13 protein-coding genes and 1 tRNA gene are annotated in these 15,829 nt (G+C 39.5%); 9 read left to right on the forward strand and 5 right to left on the reverse strand.

The window, feature by feature from the left end:
• Positions 1-61 precede the first annotated feature (61 nt).
• The gene (mgtE, locus tag EC846_RS13510) at positions 62-1,399 is read left to right on the forward strand and encodes a magnesium transporter (protein ID WP_004774844.1); all 1,338 of its coding nucleotides are present in this window, start codon (positions 62-64) and stop codon (positions 1,397-1,399) included.
• Positions 1,400-1,477: 78 nt separating this feature from the next.
• Positions 1,478-2,071, forward strand: a complete 594-nt coding sequence (locus EC846_RS13515; protein ID WP_005259146.1) for a DUF4112 domain-containing protein — start codon at positions 1,478-1,480, stop codon at positions 2,069-2,071.
• Between the two features lie 58 nt (positions 2,072-2,129).
• Here the strand turns inward: EC846_RS13515 and htpX are convergent, their stop codons facing one another.
• Together htpX and EC846_RS13525 are read right to left on the reverse strand one after the other, a co-directional pair.
• Positions 2,130-3,035, reverse strand: a complete 906-nt coding sequence (htpX, locus tag EC846_RS13520; protein ID WP_005259145.1) for a protease HtpX — start codon at positions 3,033-3,035, stop codon at positions 2,130-2,132.
• Positions 3,036-3,252: 217 nt separating this feature from the next.
• On the reverse strand, positions 3,253-4,119 hold the full coding sequence (locus EC846_RS13525; protein WP_123775471.1) for a lytic transglycosylase domain-containing protein: 867 nt from the start codon (positions 4,117-4,119) through the stop codon (positions 3,253-3,255).
• Positions 4,120-4,616: 497 nt separating this feature from the next.
• Between EC846_RS13525 and ttcA the strand changes: the two genes are divergently transcribed.
• Positions 4,617-5,522, forward strand: coding sequence for a tRNA 2-thiocytidine(32) synthetase TtcA (gene ttcA, locus EC846_RS13530; RefSeq protein WP_004774851.1), 906 nt, complete (start codon positions 4,617-4,619; stop codon positions 5,520-5,522).
• A 196-nt stretch (positions 5,523-5,718) separates the two neighbouring features.
• Positions 5,719-6,102, forward strand: a complete 384-nt coding sequence (locus tag EC846_RS13535; protein WP_004651955.1) for an SCP2 sterol-binding domain-containing protein — start codon at positions 5,719-5,721, stop codon at positions 6,100-6,102.
• Between the two features lie 55 nt (positions 6,103-6,157).
• Here EC846_RS13535 and EC846_RS13540 read toward each other — a convergent pair whose 3' ends face one another.
• Positions 6,158-7,267, reverse strand: coding sequence for a transglycosylase SLT domain-containing protein (locus tag EC846_RS13540; RefSeq protein ID WP_005259142.1), 1,110 nt, complete (start codon positions 7,265-7,267; stop codon positions 6,158-6,160).
• A gap of 376 nt (positions 7,268-7,643) precedes the next feature.
• On the opposite strand from EC846_RS13540, the gene greB reads away from it, so the two are divergent.
• Positions 7,644-8,132: a transcription elongation factor GreB gene (gene greB / locus EC846_RS13545; RefSeq protein ID WP_004774855.1), complete on the forward strand. Its 489-nt coding sequence runs from the start codon at positions 7,644-7,646 to the stop codon at positions 8,130-8,132.
• A 96-nt stretch (positions 8,133-8,228) separates the two neighbouring features.
• Positions 8,229-8,318, forward strand: a tRNA-Ser gene (locus EC846_RS13550).
• A gap of 16 nt (positions 8,319-8,334) precedes the next feature.
• Here EC846_RS13550 and EC846_RS13555 read toward each other — a convergent pair.
• The gene (locus EC846_RS13555; RefSeq protein ID WP_123775472.1) at positions 8,335-9,543 is read right to left on the reverse strand and encodes a site-specific integrase; all 1,209 of its coding nucleotides are present in this window, start codon (positions 9,541-9,543) and stop codon (positions 8,335-8,337) included.
• Between the two features lie 1,077 nt (positions 9,544-10,620).
• Here EC846_RS13555 and mobC point away from each other — a divergent pair.
• Positions 10,621-11,190, forward strand: coding sequence for a plasmid mobilization relaxosome protein MobC (gene mobC / locus EC846_RS13560; RefSeq protein WP_123775473.1), 570 nt, complete (start codon positions 10,621-10,623; stop codon positions 11,188-11,190).
• Positions 11,191-11,228: 38 nt separating this feature from the next.
• Positions 11,229-13,658, forward strand: coding sequence for a MobA family protein (locus EC846_RS13565; protein ID WP_123775474.1), 2,430 nt, complete (start codon positions 11,229-11,231; stop codon positions 13,656-13,658).
• A gap of 151 nt (positions 13,659-13,809) precedes the next feature.
• Here the strand turns inward: EC846_RS13565 and EC846_RS13570 are convergent, their stop codons facing one another.
• Positions 13,810-14,145: a hypothetical protein gene (locus EC846_RS13570; RefSeq protein WP_123775475.1), complete on the reverse strand. Its 336-nt coding sequence runs from the start codon at positions 14,143-14,145 to the stop codon at positions 13,810-13,812.
• A gap of 1,048 nt (positions 14,146-15,193) precedes the next feature.
• Between EC846_RS13570 and EC846_RS13575 the strand changes: the two genes are divergently transcribed.
• Positions 15,194-15,802 (forward strand): hypothetical protein, encoded by a 609-nt coding sequence (locus EC846_RS13575; RefSeq protein ID WP_123775476.1) that lies wholly within the window; start codon positions 15,194-15,196, stop codon positions 15,800-15,802.
• The last annotated feature ends 27 nt before the right edge of the window (positions 15,803-15,829 follow it).

Here is a 15,829-nt window from a genome sequence, read left to right on the forward strand (position 1 = left end):
AGTAAACCAATAAGCTGCTTGTAGTTCTTCATTGCAGATCATTTGTAGTGAAGAGGCTGACATGAGCTACAATAATTTTTTATATCTATTAAGCGACGCACTCAAAAATAATCATATTGAACTTGCACTCGCATCTGTACAGACTTTTCGGGCAGTGGATATTGCCGATGTCTTAACCCAGCTCTCTGTAGAGCAAAGCCAACTATTGCTCACCCATTTACCTGAGCGTGCTTACGTTTTTTCTTATCTTCCACCCAATGAACAGGTCAAACTTGCCAAAGCCATGCCGAGACATATTCTGGCAGAAATTATTGGCGAGATGTCTTCGGATAAGCGCGCCGATGTGTTCAAGTGTCTGGATCAGGAGCAACAAAATACCTTATTGCCTGCTTTAGCTCAGGCTGAAAGGGAAGATATTCGCCAGCTTTCTTCTTATCTGGAAGGAACAGCAGGGGCGATCATGAGTTCTGAATACGCCACGCTCAAGCCTAATATCAGCGTGAAAGATGCGATTAAAATGTTGCGTCTGGAAGCGCCTGATACTGAAACGATTTATTTTGCCTATGTGCTGGACCAGGCCAGAAAAATCCTTGGGGTTTTATCTCTTAAACAATTAATTCTGGCGGCTGAAGAACAGAATATTAATGAATTGATGGAAACCAATGTCCTGACCGCGTATGTCGATACCGATCAGGATGAAGTCGCCAAAACTATTGCACGTTATGATCTATTGGCGTTACCAATTATTGACCACCATGACATGATGGTCGGGATCGTGACCTACGATGATGCGATGGATGTTGCCAGTGAAGAGGCCACCGAAGACTTCTTAAAAGTCGGGGCGGTTGATGCATCATCCAAACTTAGCATTAAATCTGCACCAATTTTACAGCTTTACCAGAAACGCGTGTTCTGGCTGGTTTTCTTGGTGTTTGGAAGTTTATTGTCTGGGATCGGGATTGCGCACTATGAAGATGTAATTGCGCAGAATTTAGTACTGGTATTCTTCTTGCCATTGCTGGTGGGGAGTGGCGGAAATGCGGGTTCTCAATCTTCCACATTGATGGTACGTGCTTTGGCAACAGGAGATGTTCAATTTAAAGACTGGTTCTCGTTACTAGGTCGGGAAAGTCTGGTAGCCCTGTGTTTAGGTGGAACCATGGCGGTGGCTGTTTCACTACTGGGTTATTTCCGCGGTGACGAAATGGTGGCTCTAGTTCTTGCATTAAGTATGATGGGAATTGTGTTGATGGGGTGTCTGATCGGGATGAGCTTACCTTTTATTTTAAATAAAGCAGGGCTTGATCCAGCCAGTGCTTCAGCGCCTCTGGTCACTTCGATTTGTGATGCGACAGGGGTAATTGTTTACTTATTTATTGCCTCGATGATTTTATTCTAGGCCGTAATAATAATTGTACCGACAAAACCTAAAAACTACTTTATTCTCAAAGATAAACATCGTTTTTAGGTTGAGTGAATGACTGATTATCCAGAACAAAAAAAACTAACTCAGCAGCAAGCCATCGCAGTAGAGCGTGATTTGGCAAAATTCGCCAACACCATGGACAGCTTGGTTCGCATACCATTTACCAAGCAGGGCGTGGGGGCGGATGCTGCATTGAGTACGATTCCATTTGCCGGAGATATTGCCGGTTTTATCCTGACCTTATATGCCTTTAAAAAAGCCAGAGAAGTGGGCGTACCACAACATAAGCTCAAAGGCGTGGTGAAACTGGCGATCATGGATATGCTGGTCGGTTTCGTACCGATTGTCGGGACCGTATTTGACGTATTTATACGTCCGAGCCGCAAGACACTTGAGATTGTGCATGCACATATTCGTGATGAATATCAGGTACACAGCGATATTCATGTGGTTCATCCATTTCTACATGAGTCACTTGAGCAAAAACAGAAAACTTCTGCCTTTTGGCGTAATCCGGTGGTGAGCTGGATCTGGTTACGAATTCCAGATCTATTGGGAATTGCAGTGGTGATTTTACTGGTGCTGGCGGTGTGGGCTGGCTTTAGTTATCTGTGGCAATTTTATCAATCCTTCCAATCGCACTAGATGATTAGGCAAAAATAAAGCCTCCATTGTGGAGGCTTTATCGTTTATCTGATACTGATTATTGAACGTTTAATTGCTGTAATGCAGCAACACGTTGTTCAATGGTTGGGTGGGTCTGGAATAAAGCCGCTAAGCTAAAGCCTTGTTCCTTACCTTCCGTAATCGCAAATGCTTTCATTTCTTTCGGCATTTGATCTGGCATTTCTGACTCTGCTTGTAAGCGAAGTAGTGCAGAAATCATGGCCTGTTTACCAGCTAAACGTGCGCCAGCTTCGTCTGCGCGATATTCACGTTGACGAGAGAACCACATCACGATGGTAGAAGCCAAAATACCGAATACGATGTCGAGTACAATCGTAATGGCAAAATAAGCAAGACCTGGTGCTTCACCATCTTCACGACCAAATACGTTACGGTCGATGAAGTCACCTGCAATACGTGCAAAGAACATCACGAAGGCGTTGACGACACCTTGGATCAGCGCAAGGGTCACCATGTCACCATTTGCAACGTGACCGATTTCGTGAGCCAGTACAGCACGAAGTTCATCTTTGTTCATACGCTCGAGTAGACCTGTTGAAACAGCTACCAAAGCATCATTTTTATTCCAACCTGTCGCAAATGCATTGGATTGGTAAGAAGGGAAAATACCCACTTCAGGCATGTTAATACCTGCACGTTGAGATAATTGCGCCACTTCTTGTAATAACCAAGCTTCTGCTTGACTACGGGGTGCATTTGGGTCAATTAATTCTGTCCCAGTGGTTTTTTTAGCCATCCACTTCGACATGAATAGGGAAATAATAGAACCCACCATACCAAAGACAAAACAGACGACCAGTAGGTTGCCTAGATTCAAGCCACCCGCGCCATGGTAACTACCGACACCGAAGAGTGACAAGATAATGCCAGCTACAACCAGTACCGCGAGGTTGGTTAGCAAGAACAAACCAATCCGCATCATTGAGAAAACCCTCTTATAAAGAAAAAGTGATCTGATTTATAAATTATAAATCATAACGCTAATATGCAGGGCGAACCCTAAAAATTCAAGAAAAAAATGGGCGTAGATACATTTAGTCAATAAAATTATGAACTGGCTGTGAAACAGGGACTTAAAAGCTGTTTTGTCTAAAAAATAACAGGCAAAATCATTCTATGAGAATGGATGGCCTGAATTGTTAATTACTGAGACGTATTCGGGCCGATGCAGTGGCATTGGTGGTGGTATAGGTACCAGATGGGGCATCGGTAAAGGTTCCATCTGCAAGGGTAATGATCTGACGGTTATATTGTTTGGGTGCTGGGGGCCGTTCAGCAATATTATTCGATGATGAGCTGTAATTTGCTGATTGAGCCAGTACTTGGTTGTTGTTACTTGAATCTGTAAAAGTGCCTAAGCCAGAAGCATAAAGATTTTGATAACGGCTGGTGACACGACGGACATAATCTTGCGTTTCGCGAAATGGGGGAATGCCGCCATATTTATCCACATTGCCTTCACCCGCATTATAGGCAGCAATGGCCAATTGGGTATTACCATTAAAACGTTTCAGTAACCAGCTTAGATACTTGGCACCGCCAAAAATGTTTTGTTGCGGATCATAAGCATTACTGACATTAAATCGGCGCGCTGTTGCAGGCATAAGCTGCATGAGACCCTGAGCGCCCACGGGAGAACGGGCCTTGATATTAAATCCAGACTCGGTATGCATGACCGCTTTGATTAAGCCCTCAGAAATCCCGTGCTGTTGAGCGGCCTGACGGATCAGTTGGTCAAATGCATTTTTATTACGGCTATAGCTTGGCAGTACAGAGGCTTCACTCGCACCCCAGTTACTATAGCTATGAATATTGCTGTCGGGATAATAAGTTGCTTTAACGACTTTTAAATGACTGTACTCTGCTTTCTTCTTATTGGTGAGTAGCGTTGTACCATTATCATCTTTAAATTGATAAATCGTCTGCCCAGCATAACTTGATGCTGTACCATTAAAAAAACCGATTGTTCCCAAGCAAACAGCAAAAAAATAAGTTGTTTTGTTCATCGTTATAATATTCGCGAAAGGATGAGCATAAGTTTCATGTGGCAGTTTAACAAAAAAATGTAAAAAAAGATCTTTTGCTACAATTTTTTTATTTTTTAGTGTCAGACAAAAATCAAGTCAATTTGTTCGAATGTTCAGCAAAAAAAATTAAAAAATTTTTTTTAAAAAGTAAGTCTTGACTTATATAAGTTATTGATTTTAATTGCATAAAATGATTGGTTAAAAAATGATCAATTTAATGGGAAGCCTTATTTTAAGATAAAAGCAGTTTGTCAATAGCTAAGAAATCCACAAATTTATCCACAGCTTTTGTGGACAACTGTGGAAAAGTTTGAAATATAAGCGATCTAGGCCATTCTGGATTATTTTGATCAGAATTTTACCAGTATGAAACTGAAATATGACGATTGAAAGAAATTGAAAAATTCTTTAGATGCGCATTTTTTCGGAATGAGATAAAATCGCGCGGTATTTTTGTTTATGAGTAAATCACGTCTATGTACGCGCCAGTGGAGTCCAACCAAGGATTTAATTTCAAGCCAGAGCTTCCGACAAGTTCGGCGTATTATCGCCTGTTGAAAAAACTTCGTCGTCAGGTGGGGCATGCAATTCGTGATTACAACATGATCGAAGAGGGTGACAAGGTCATGGTGTGCGTGTCTGGTGGTAAAGACAGCTATACCATGCTTGATATCTTGTTGCAATTCAAGCGTATTGCGCCAATTAACTTTGATGTTGTTGCGGTCAATCTGGATCAGAAACAGCCGGGTTTCCCTGAAGATGTCTTGCCACGTTATATGGAAGAGAACAATATTCCATATTACATTCTGGAAAAAGATACCTATACCATTACCAAGCGTTTAACGCCTGAAGGTAAGACCTATTGCGCGGTATGCTCACGTTTACGCCGTGGCTCACTCTATGGCTTTGCACAGGAAATCGGCGCGACTAAAGTGGCGTTGGGTCACCATCGCGATGACATCATGGCAACATTCTTTTTGAATTTATTCCATGGTGGCAGTTTGAAAGCGATGCCGCCAAAACTTCTATCTTCTGATAAAAAGAATATCTTGATCCGTCCTTTGGCTTATGTCGAAGAGAAGGACATCATCAAGTATGCTGAATTACGTCAGTTCCCGATCATTCCATGTAATTTGTGTGGTTCACAAGAAAACTTACAGCGTGCCATTATCAATGACATGTTACGTGAATGGGACAAGCAACATCCAAAACGTTTGCACAGCATTTTCGGTGCGTTACAGAACGTTTCTCCATCGCAACTGGCAGACCGTGAGTTATTCGACTTTGAGGCTTTAGATGGTCAACGCGAGTTTGATATGAAGGATCCAGAAGAGATGAAGAACCGTCTTGATGTGGTCAACCTGAGTTTTGCAGCAGAGTAAAGTGTAAAACTTTTTGAAAAGGTACTGGTTAAGTACCTTTTTTTTATAAAAAATTTAAAAATTGAATCCCGCGTACAAAAAATCATAGCCTAAAATAAAAATTACATGCTATAACAGGGCACAAGCAAATTGCTTCATGAGATGTCGTCTGGATAGATGACACAAGAAATTGAACAAATACATTTGAGGAATAATCATGGCTGCATTTTTAACTGATGATTGGTTTGCAACTGTTGAAAAACTTACTGCTGAAGCTGGTGATTTAAACTTGCCACCTGCGCTTGCGAATTTAGCGATTAACTTGGTTGTAACAGATGCAGCTGGTAATACAGAGTTAGCTTTAGATGCGGGTAAAATCCAAAAAGGTTTATCTTCAAATGCTAAAACAACTTTGAACATGGATGCTGAAACTTTACGTAAAGTATTCCTTGAGTTTGACATGGCTGCTGCAATGCAAGCATTCATGACGGGTAAAATCAAGGTTCAAGGTGATATGTCTCAGCTTATGGCTTTACAAACAGCGAAGCCAAGCCAAGAGCAAAAAGATTTATTTAAGAAAGTACTTGAGCAAACTGCTTAAATTCTTTTCATATAAAAAAGCTTACCCTGAGGTAAGCTTTTTTATTGCCTTAAATTTAGACATCAATACGACTATTGGTTTTGATATGCTCTAAATAAGTACGAATACGCGTGACATATTGTAGCGCTTGCTTATAACGGCCATTACGCGCCTGATTGCGCTGCAAGTGATCGTATAAGTTCACCCATTGATTCGGATCTTTGCCTTGGGCACGGATACGCTTCTGGATCTGGCTGACTGCGCCAGGGCCCATATTATAAGCTACCAATGCATACCAGTTACGATCTGGGTAAGGAACGTTAGAGAACTGGTCTAGCATCAAATCAAAATATTTGGCACCGCCTTGAATACTTTGGTTCGGATCAGAACGATTACTCACACCCATGGCTCGAGCTGTGTTATTGGTCAACATCATTAAACCACGAACACCAGTGGGAGAGACTGAGGTCGGTTTAAGATAAGACTCCTGATAGCCAATCGCTGCGAGTAAGTGCCAATCTAAATTGTATCTAGATGCACTTTGTTTAAAGCTAGCTTTATAAATCGGTAAGCGTTGTTTCAGATCTTTCTGAATCGTTGACCATGATTCTGGTTTTACAACATTACGATTATAAAATGAAGCTAGCTGTTGGGTCGTACCCGTCTGCTTACTCTGACATACATAACCACTCGCTGTTAAAGTGAGTGGATCGTCTGCTTGTTTAAATACCCAGTTTAATTCAGGATTTAAACCATTCTTGCTCAGGCTAGCCTGATCGCCACAACTTGCTGAAAAAGAAACAAGTTGTTTGTTTTCAATTGCAGCGAGATTTGCTGTGGTCATGGCAAGATTGGCTTTGCCCTGAGCAACCCATTTCAATGCAGTAGCATTGTCTGGGACAGTTTTAAAATCAAGTTTTACATTTAAGCTTTGCGCATAGTTACGCGCTAGGTCATAGCCAAAGCCATGTAAAAATTGACCATCGTTAAATACTGTTGTTGGACTTTCAACTGCAACGACAGTAAGGACATTGGTGGTTACAACAGTGTTGTATTGATGCGATTTTTCTGCATTCAAGCTGTTGAAAGGTAAAGCCGCAATAGTTAAAGCTAATGCTTGAAACGGGAGCGTGGAAGATAAAGAGTTAAGGCTAGGCCTAGACCCAGAACTTGAATTACTGTGCATGTTGTCTCCGCTACAGGTAATTTATGCCCTAAAAGTTCAGCAATACACTGCCTTAACTTTTAAAAGTTGATAAATTCAATAAGGGGTGGGCAAATCATGAACGTCATTCAAAATGACATTGATTAAAGGAAAAAAAGACGCAAATGTTTCACAACATTTATAAAGCGTACAAAAAATAGACAAAAACAAACTTAGGCGCGCATATTAAGCGTCAAAAATGTGATTGTCAAATTTTGGATTAAAAAAATATGAGAATTGCATCACAAATACATGATTTCGAAAAAGAATAAAATTTATACACTTTAGTCGTGGCGAAATAAGGAATACAATGCAAAAACTTGTAAGTGGAATGTTGTTTTAACGTATTTTTAAGCCTATGAAATCGAATTTAATTACACGTACTGGACATGATCTATTAGTCGCCGAACTCAAGAAACTTTGGCATGATGAGCGTCCTGAAATTACCAAAAAGGTGAATTGGGCTGCGAGTTTAGGTGATCGCTCAGAGAATGCCGATTACCAGTACAATAAACAGTTGCTTCGAAAAATAGACCGTCGTGTCCGCTATTTAGGCAAACGCCTGGAAGAATTAAAAATTGTAGATTATGTGCCTGAGCAAGAAGGCAAGGTTTATTTTGGTGCTTGGGTGGAAATCGAAAATGATGTTGGGGAGCAAAAAAAATTGCGTCTTGTGGGTGTCGATGAAATCTATGACCACCATCCGCAACATATTTCGATTGAGTCACCGATGGCACGTGCATTGTTGGGTAAACAGGTTGATGATGAAGTGGAAGTGCATACACCATTGGGCAAAAAATTGTGGTATATCAACTCAATTCGCTATGAAAAGCCTGAAAATTCGTAAAAATACAGCTTGTTGATTTTATTTTGAGCATTTGATGCAGGTTTTTAAATAAAAGATTTGCCAAGTCGAACTTTTATTTATATGATAGCCGCCATTGGAAGCGTGGCAGAGCGGTTTAATGCACCGGTCTTGAAAACCGACGAGGGTGTGAGTCCTCCGTGAGTTCGAATCTCACCGCTTCCGCCAAATATCTGAAAGGGAATCAAATACATAGTTTGATTCCCTTTTTCTTTGGCACAATTTTGGCACTATTCGAAATTTTAGCAATCTCTTCTTTGTTCTTATCCGAGTTAATCCACTTCGCATAACGCTTCATGAGCATCACCAAACTATGACCCAACTGTGAAGCCACGTAGACTGGATTGAGTCCATTCATTAAGCATACAGTCGCATAAGTATGACGAGTGTTATAGGCAGGGCGATAGCGTATGCCGTTCGCTTTCAATGCAGCCACAAACTTTTCACTCAATGATTTTTGCGTAGTAAATTCCTCACCAGTCTCATCACAAATAAATACATGCTCGTATTTGAGATAAGTTAGTAATCTGAGTTGTTGGAATGCTTCAAATGCAAAATCATTCAAATCTACAAATCGGGCCTTATTGGTTTTAGTAGTTTCCTGCTGAACGCCGTTCACACGACCTTTATTGATGTGAATCTGCTTATTCAAAAAATCTACATCCTGCCAAGTGAGCGCGATAATTTCTGATGGACGGCAACCTGTCCAAAATGCCACCACAAAATACCAATACACAGTCGGATAGTCTGCAAGATATTTCTCTCTTAACCAGTTCAGTATTCTTTCTCGTTCAATCTCATTAAATGGATCAGGTTCAGCTTCCTGCGTTTTCTGATTCTTTAATCGATCACATGGGTTCTTATCAATAACCTCATCATCATGGGCTAATTCGAATGCCCCACGTAAAGGAATGAGCGCATCATTTCGAGTCTTAGCCGATGACCATTCACGTCCATTGACGGCGCTACGCAACATCTGGCTGGTGATCGCATTAATTGGCATGTCAGCAAATAACGGCATCCAAAGCCGTTCCAAAATGGAAAGATACTTTTTTTTGGTGCCTTGCTTATGGTCAGCTAGGTTGTAGAGGTATTCTTGGGCATACTGAGCAAATGTTGGGTCATGTGACGCTGGCAATAATTCTTGCGCAGCGTCAGCTTTTTTGATGGGTTTGACGGTGACTGCTTCGATGTCTTCAGGCTTTAATATTCCATATTTAGCCTTGTTTACGAAATCTTCTCTAATCTTAGCCGCCTTAATGAGGTTGGCTGGTGTGTCGGTGAGGTCGAGGGTGAACCACTCGCGCTTACCGTTCCATTTAAAGTTAATCTGTATTTTCCCCGATCTTGCTCGTGTGCCAGTTGGTAGACCTGTGCGGCATGTTCGACCCATCTGTTATAACCTTTTAAGCTATATAAAATTTTACGATCAGACACTTTCACCCAAACTTTGCCTTCCTCCCAATTAGGTCTAAGGTTCTTTAGGTTCGAGATCTGTTCGCCCGTGAGTTCGCAAAACTTTTCCGCGGTGACCCAGTCAACGAGTTCAAAATGTTTATTCATTGTTGAACCTCCGCATTTTTATTTGAAAGTCTTGCTACATTTTTTGTATATCTAATAATTAATTTTATTAGATAAAGATTTTTGATCATTTTGACCTCTTCAATTTTTAACTTAGTTGAAGAAAGCCTTGTTATCTTAAAATCCCCATTTTGGTAATTAGGATCTGAAGAGTAAAACAAGTTTCTATACTTTAAAAGCTAGCATATTTTTTTATGTAAAAATGATTTTGGTATAAAAGATCAAGAAATAGGTTTATTTTCTGAACTGATTTTATGTTTATTATAATAGTAATTAATCTTTTGTATGATCGAGGTTGTTTTTTTAATTTAAAGTTGGGGTTCTTAAATTGAGGATGCTTGGTTTTTTATATCTAAATATCGTTTTTTATTTTTAGATAAATATTTCATTGAATTTGGATTAATTTTTATTAAATTTTAATGCCTGGTTTGTCTCTATGGAATTATTTTTTACTAATTTTATAGATTTTTAGTATTGAAATAATTTATTCAGTATTTTTTTAACTAAGTGCACGCTTTTGAAAAATATTTTAGAATTATTTTCTTTGGATATTTATCCTTTGGGAAGATTTTTTAGTTATTCTTTGATGATCATGATACTCTTAATCTTTATAAAATTTAATATAACACTTAATAGTCTAAAGTACATTAAATATGATTTTAACCGGTCGAGCCAGATTACCCATGTACGTACATAATCACAACAAAAGTTGTGATTATGTACGAATGGGATCTGGTTGGCTTGCAGCCAAACCGCTACTTTTAATGGGTGAGCTATTTAGAATTTTTAGAGTAACTATTTATTCTAATTTAAAATTATTGTCAAAAACACTTTTTTTATTTTAAAAAATATTATAGCTTAAAAATAGATTGATGGTTTTGGTGTGATTATGATTGATGCAAATGTTATTGTGAAGTCAAAAAGATTAAGTCGGCTTGAATTACGTTTAAATGATGATGAATTAGGGATAATTAAAAAATCGGCAAAGTTATTGAATAAAACCACTAGCGATTTTATTCGGTTTTCCGTTAATCACTATATTCAAAATATTTTGAATGTTGATCAATCTGCAATTCGTGAATCGCATGTCGTTGCCAAGCAAGTATCCCATCGCGGAGTGGAAGAAGATAGCAAAAGCATTGCATTCCAACTTGCAAAAATTGGCAATAATCTCAATCAGATTACCCGTGCAATTCACATTAGCAACAAAATCGGAAAGCCAATTGACTTGCTTCGAACTTATCTACTTGTCGAAGACTATTTAAAAAAAATCTATCAACTTTATCCACTTCCTTGTGCTCCGTCACTGCATCGTTCTGATGAAACTGTTCAGCGCCGACATCAGCATATTGAACAAAAATATCTCGCCGATTTATTGCGACAAATGCAAGTCGTTGGAGACGGTGAACTTGAATCAGTTTCAGACGCTGATCTTTCTGATGACCATTTAGAAAGTTAATTTTATTTCCATTTTTATTTTAAACGGGAGGGTAGTTCATGTTGATTAAGATGTTAAGGCATGGAACGGGCAGTGCTGCCCGTGCAGCGGCCTATGTCCTCGATGAAAAGGATCACATGAATATTATCCGTCCGCATGTCGAAGTGCTCTGCGGCGACCCACATCTCTTTGCAAAAATTGCAGATAGTTCTCCTTTCAAACATAAATATACGTCTGCCGTGATTGCTTTTGCCGAAGAAGATCAACCTACTAATATTGAAATGAAAGATGTCTTAAAACAGTTCGAGGCATTGGCATTCAGCGGTCTTGAACCTGATCAATATCATATGACGGCTGTGTTGCACCAAGAGCCGAATGGCTCAAAACATATTCATATTCTTGTCCCTCGACTTGAACTTCGATCGGGACGGTCGATGAATATCGCACCTCCCGGCAATTTCCAAAAGCATTTTCATACCTTGCAAGACAAGTTGAATTTTGAATACGGTTGGGCAGATCCGAAGGATCCTGAGCGTTCTCGATTTACAAAAAAAGGTCATGAGACATATTTGCATGCTGCGCTGAAAAAGGTTGGAAAAGATCGAGAGAATTATAAACAGTACATCGAAAACCTGTATTTAAATCTTTTATCCATATCTTTGAAACAACTAGAAAAAAAACATGCTCAAGTAATTCCTGCTGAACTTTTAGTCAGAAACCGTGATGACTTTATGCAGTTCGTATTAATCAACAAGCTGGCAAGTGAAGTAGTCAAAATTCGAGAAAAACAGTTTAGCTTAGTTCCACCTTTTGGCAAAAAACCTATTTATTTTCAAGGAGAGATCTATGAAAGACAATTCAACATCGAAAAATGTTCAAGAACAATTCGAGAGCGTATCAAATCTCTTGAACAAGTTCGAACAGCAGATCGAGAACGTGGAAATGATGAGCAGCGAACAGTTAATCAGATTTCAAAATACACTCGAACGCCTTGTGCACAACTTCGAGATCGAGCAGAACAAGCTTTGCAAGGAGCTCGACAAGCAAGAGCAGATTACAACAGACAACGTTATGCATCTGCTACAACACCAGAAGAACGAGACCCAGATTTTAATAAGAGGATTGAAATCATATCGAGGAGAGCTGAAGCAGAAGATCGACAATATACAAATGACGCTGTTATCGCATCTCAACGAAATCGATCAGATCATGCAAAAGCATCTTCAACAGAGCAAAGGACAATTACAACAAACGATCGAAGACAATCAAAACCTGATCAAAAACCAGATTCAGAACAATACTCAGAGCATCACACTGGTATTAGAAGATCAGAAGCAACTATTACAGACGCAAGTAGATCAAGCGATAACACAGTCGATCACTCAAAATCCAAAATTGCTCCTGAAAATGTTCCTTCTTATGATGCTTGGTTTGGGGCTGCTGGCTATTTTAATAACATTGCCCGCCATTCATTATATGACACAGCCGATCTTAACCAAAAACGAGACGGAAATCTTGACGGATGGCAAGGGCAATCGTTTCCGAGCAATTACTTCCTCGAAATGGATCGATTGCAATACTCTGAATTTGAGCAAAAAGAAAGTCCATCCAACAGAACCGAATATTCATCTGACCTTTCCATGCATTGTAGAGAAATAAGTCATGAAAGAACAGCAACATACGACTATTCAGCATCACAACGGCAGCGACACACAGCAGATGATTTTGGATTTACTCGAACAAATGAGTTTAGCTTTGACGCCATCCTCGCTGAGTACTATGCAAGACTTGCAAGAAAACGTCGAGAAGATGAAAAAAAGGCTCAGCGTGATCGAGCATTACGAGCAGAACAACAGAGACGACATGAACAAGATCTTGAAAATCTTAGGCTTCAGCAGTCAGTCAGACTTGAGCCAGGCCGAGATCAGTTTATTTCAGAATATTGGATTGATGATCAGAGAATTACAATCGAGACAGGAAAAATTAGAACAGTTAGAGCAACAGCAGCAGTTACAGCATCAGAAAGAGCAGCGACTTCAAGAACAGAGCATTTCATGCGCTACACAGATCAACAAACTACAGCTCTTAACAGCCAGCTTGATCAAGCGCTTGGATGGTCTAGAGAACCAGGAGATGAATTTGAAAAATTTACAATTGCAACACCAGCAACAAAACGAGAATTTAAAAGAAATGATGCTGAACTGCACTCAGAATATGAACAGTTTAAACAACATATGCGTCGACTTAGAGAACAAGCAGATGCAGATCAGGAGCATGCAGCAACAATGCAACAGCAATACCAATATAATAGAGAGCATTCAGCAGAACTTACAGCAACAATACTGCAACTTGCAAAGTTCGTTGAAGAAATTGTCAGGTTAATCATGAACTTAATTGTTACCATGCTGGGGCAGCAATATAACATTCAACGTCAACCACAAGTTGACTCTAAACAGCAGAAATCAAATGACGATGGTCCTGAATTTTAAGCAATCACTTTTAAACATAAGAGTTGTATTTATTTTAGCGTTGCTACTGTCACTGATTGCATTCAACGTTATTTCTGTTTAATCGATAATCACGCAGTCGATTTATACAGTGCACAGTAGCAAGCTAAAAATTCATTAATAATTAAGCGAGTTAAATAGAACGGATTCCCAAAACACGTTGTGCCCGTTCAAGCATCTTTTGACGTTGGTGTGTTCGGAATGCCCACAATGAAGACAAATTACTCTTTTGATTGAGTTTGGCAACTTCGAGAATTTGTTTATCAGTCATTTCATACATACACTGACGAATGATTTGATGTGCTTGTTCGAGCTCGTTGAGTAAGGAATTTGCAGTATCAACCGCAATATAAAGATTTGCCAATGTTTGGCGTTGCGGATTTGAAATAGATTTGCCAAGTTCAACAATAAGTTGAGAAGCTTGTTTTTTAGTGGTGCAAGTGTTTGCACCATGAAGAATTGCGTTCATAGTCATTTCTCAGTGATAAGTTTAAATACTTACCAACATCACTTTCCTACGGTGATGGTGGCAGCTTAACAAGGGTAGGAAATACCGATCACTGAGTTCGGCCAGCACAAGGCTGCCCTGTCAAGCTGCCAAAACGACTGCTAAACAGTAGGCAAAAAAATAGCCGCTAGTGCGACATTTTATTTTGCACTCAGTGATATTATCAGGTTTCCTACGCCTGAACACAGATTTTGCTGTGTGATTCTAGAGTAACTGGGTATACCTTAGCCTGTCAACGATCCAATATGATCTTTTTACATATCTTAACATTAAATAATTTATTGATTATCCTGAAGAAATATTGAAGTTCTGACGGCTGGAAAACTGTTTGTCTAAAGTATCTGCTGACGGATATGTCAGCCTAATATTTATTCTTATACATATTTTAGGCTTATCCATAAAATCAAAATAAGCAAAATCGATGGGTTCAATTTGAGCCTATGGGAAAAATCAACCACTTAACTCGATTCTTTCCAAAGGATAATGTGAATTTTATCGCATGGTGAAATTGACTAAATTCTTGGATAAAACTAATATGAGCACGCTGGCCTACATTGCCAGTCGGTTTTAGCAGACCGTATTCATCTAGCACATGACATTTATATTTTTGGATATAAATTGAGTGTGGGAATCCTCTCGTCCCCCTTTTTTTCTATGGTAGGACGGAAGGGGGACACCTTCGGGTGTGCTGATTCCTAGATGATCAGTCTGCTAACCCCTTTTCGTTCTGCCACCATTATTTAGCAGTAATTGGTAGAACTTCTATAAACATCTAGGAGCTTCTTATGCTGTATCTATCTTTTCTCATTTGTGCCTCGCCACCTGTTCAACTCTGTTGTGTTTTGCAACGGGGACTATACGGCTAATTTAATTTTTAGGCTGTATTAAAAAACTTTTTAACAAGAACAATCCTACGGTGGATGGCTAAATCACGCCTATAAAAAATAGACCTTTTTATATTTATATCTGCTGGTGATTGTGAATTGCATTGAACATTCTGGAAACAACCATGTCTGAACTCACTAAACCTAAAATTATTCCAATCGAAAACCGTCCACAAAAATCCAAGCTATTTTTAAAATGTGTGGTGCTGCCGATTGTGATCTTTCTGATCATTGCCAAACTCTTTTCCTTTGGATGGTTTGGCTACTTTTTCTTTGGTTTTGACCTATTCTGGTTTGTGGTCATTTACTACCTCTATCAATACGGAAATACCTACTTTGACGGGATGACCGAACAACTGAAACGTCAGGGCGAAAGCTTTAATTATCAAAACCGTGGCGTCTGGATTAACAGCAAGGACAAAACCATCATCCTGTTTGATCAGCCCGATCAACGCCTAGTTAAGTATCCTTTTGACTATATAACTTCTGTCGGACATTACAATCTGGTTGAAGACCGCTTCAGAACCACAACCACTGTGATCAGTAACCCAATGATGGGAACCCATGTTAACCAACAAGTCCATCGGACACCGATGAAACGTGAGTTCCAAGTCAATATTGGAACACGAGATCAATTTAAGCCAAATTATAGCCTTAAAGTGCTGTTTCCTTGGCGTAGCCCCCAAATGGCCAGTGAAATCCGTCAACTCCTTTCGGCTGATCATTATCAATAACAACAATATATAAATATAAGGCAGTCA

Origin of the sequence: Acinetobacter sp. BIGb0102, assembly GCF_003815055.1 — a bacterium.
GTDB lineage: Bacteria > Pseudomonadota > Gammaproteobacteria > Pseudomonadales > Moraxellaceae > Acinetobacter > Acinetobacter vivianii.